The sequence below is a fragment of the Rhizobacter sp. P2_H2 genome, from assembly GCF_056403375.1.
On the sequence record NZ_JBFUFP010000868.1, the window covers coordinates 1 to 2373 of the forward strand.

The 2373-nt window shown below is 67.0% G+C and carries 3 protein-coding genes; all 3 read left to right on the forward strand.

The window, feature by feature from the left end:
* Positions 1-300: 2-oxo acid dehydrogenase subunit E2 (locus tag AC1D15_RS27490; RefSeq protein WP_477828499.1), on the forward strand; the 300-nt coding region annotated here is incomplete at its 5' end.
* Between the two features lie 12 nt (positions 301-312).
* Positions 313-1740: a dihydrolipoyl dehydrogenase gene (gene lpdA, locus AC1D15_RS27495; RefSeq protein ID WP_047502490.1), complete on the forward strand. Its 1428-nt coding sequence runs from the start codon at positions 313-315 to the stop codon at positions 1738-1740.
* A gap of 19 nt (positions 1741-1759) precedes the next feature.
* Positions 1760-2373, forward strand: a 614-nt coding sequence (zapE, locus tag AC1D15_RS27500) for a cell division protein ZapE (protein ID WP_477828500.1), incomplete at its 3' end; no start/stop codon positions are given.

Consider the following 2373-nt stretch of genomic DNA (forward strand, 5'->3'; position numbering starts at 1 on the left):
AAGGACGGCAAGCTGTCGCTCGAGGAGCTGACCGGCGGCACGTTCTCGATCAGCAACGGCGGCACCTTCGGCTCGATGCTGTCGACGCCGATCATCAACCCGCCGCAGTCGGCCATCCTCGGCGTGCACGCGACGAAGGACCGCGCGGTGGTCGAGAACGGGCAGATCGTGATCCGCCCGATGAACTACCTCGCGATGTCGTACGACCACCGCATCATCGACGGCCGCGAAGCCGTGCTGGGCCTGGTCGCGATGAAGGATGCGCTGGAAGATCCGGCCCGCCTGCTGTTCGACATCTAACCGGAACCGACGATGAGCAAATCATTTGACGTGGTCGTCATCGGCGGCGGCCCCGGCGGCTACATCGCCGCGATCCGCGCGGCGCAGCTGGGCTTCAACACCGCCTGCATCGACGAGTGGAAGAACGAGAAGGGCGGCCCGGCCCCGGGCGGCACCTGCACCAACGTCGGCTGCATTCCGTCGAAGGCGCTGCTGCAGTCGAGCGAGCATTTCGAGCATGCCGGCCATGCCTTTGCCGACCACGGCATCGGCCTGAAGGACCTGAGCATCGATGTCAGCAAGATGCTGGGCCGCAAGAACGCGGTCGTGAAGCAGAACAACGACGGCATCCTGTACCTCTTCAAGAAGAACAAGGTGTCGTTCTTCCACGGCCGCGGCTCGTTCGTGAAGGCCGCTGAAGGCGGCTACGAGATCAAGGTGGCGGGCGCGGCCGAAGAATCGATCGTCGCCAAGCACGTGATCGTCGCGACCGGCTCCAACCCGCGCGCGCTGCCCGGTGCGCCGTTCGACGAGGAGAACATCCTCAGCAACGACGGTGCGCTGCGCATCCCCGCGGTGCCGAAGAAGCTGGGGCTGATCGGCGCCGGCGTGATCGGCCTGGAGATGGGCTCGGTGTGGCGCCGCCTGGGGGCCGAGGTGGTGGTGCTGGAGGCGCTGCCGACCTTCCTCGGCGCGGTCGACGAGCAGATCGCCAAGGAGGCGCAGAAGGCCTTCAACAAGCAGGGCCTGAAGGTCGAGCTGGGCGTGAAGATCAGCGAAGTCAAGACCGGCAAGAAGGGTGTCACCGTCGCGTACGCCAACGCCAAGGGCGAAGCGCAGACGCTCGAGGTCGAGAAGCTGATCGTCTCGATCGGCCGCGTTGCCAACACGATCGGCCTGAACCCGGAAGCGGTCGGTTTGAAGCTCGACGAGCGCGGCGCGGTGGTGGTCGACGACGACTGCAAGACCAACCTGCCGAACGTCTGGGCGATCGGCGACGTGGTGCGCGGCCCGATGCTCGCGCACAAGGCCGAGGAAGAGGGCGTCGCGGTGGCCGAGCGCATTGCCGGCCAGCACGGGCACGTCAACTTCAACACGATCCCGTGGGTGATCTACACCTCGCCGGAGATCGCGTGGGTCGGCCAGACCGAGCAGCAGCTGAAGGCCGCGGGCCGGGCCTACAAGGCCGGCACCTTCCCGTTCCTCGCGAACGGGCGGGCGCGCGCGCTGGGCGACACGACGGGCATGGTCAAGTTCCTCGCCGACGCGAAGACCGACGAGATCCTGGGCGTGCACATCGTCGGGCCGATGGCGTCGGAGCTGATCTCCGAGGCGGTGGTCGCGATGGAGTTCAAGGCCTCGGCCGAGGACATCGCGCGCATCTGCCATGCGCACCCGTCGCTGAGCGAAGCCACGAAGGAAGCGGCCCTGGCCGTCGACAAGCGCACGCTGAACTTCTGAACGGAAGCCACCGCGCTCGATGGTCTCCGTCACAGAGTTGTACCGGCAGACGCTCGCGGAGCGCGGCTACCAAAGCGACCCGGCGCAACTCGCCGCGGTCGCTGCGCTGCAGCGCTGCCAGGACGAGTGGGAGGCCTACAAGGCGCGGCGCAGCAATGCGATCGCGAAGCTGCTGGTGCGGCCGCCGCTGCCGCGCGGCGTCTACATGCACGGCGGGGTGGGGCGCGGCAAGAGCTTCCTGATGGATTGCTTCTTCAACGCCGTGCCGCTGCAGCGCAAGACGCGGCTGCACTTCCATGAGTTCATGCGCGAGGTGCACCGCGAGCTGGCCGAGCTGAAGGGCATCGTCAACCCGCTCGAGGAACTGGGCGCGCGCATCTCGCGGCGCCACCGGCTGATCTGCTTCGACGAGTTCCACGTCGCCGACGTGACCGACGCGATGATCCTGCACCGGCTGCTCGACAGCCTGTTCTCGCACCGCGTCAGCATCGTCACGACCTCGAACTTCAAGCCGGACGACCTGTACCCGAACGGCCTGCACCGCGACCGCATCCTGCCGGCCATCGAACTGCTGAAGCAGAAGCTCGAGGTGATCAGCGTCGACAACGGCACCGACTACCGGCGCCGCACGCT

Excerpts from the sequence above, each read along its gene's own strand:
- lpdA (WP_047502490.1), top strand. The coding sequence starts at position 313 with ATGAGCAAATCATTTGACGTGGTCGTCATCGGCGGCGGCCCCGGCGGC.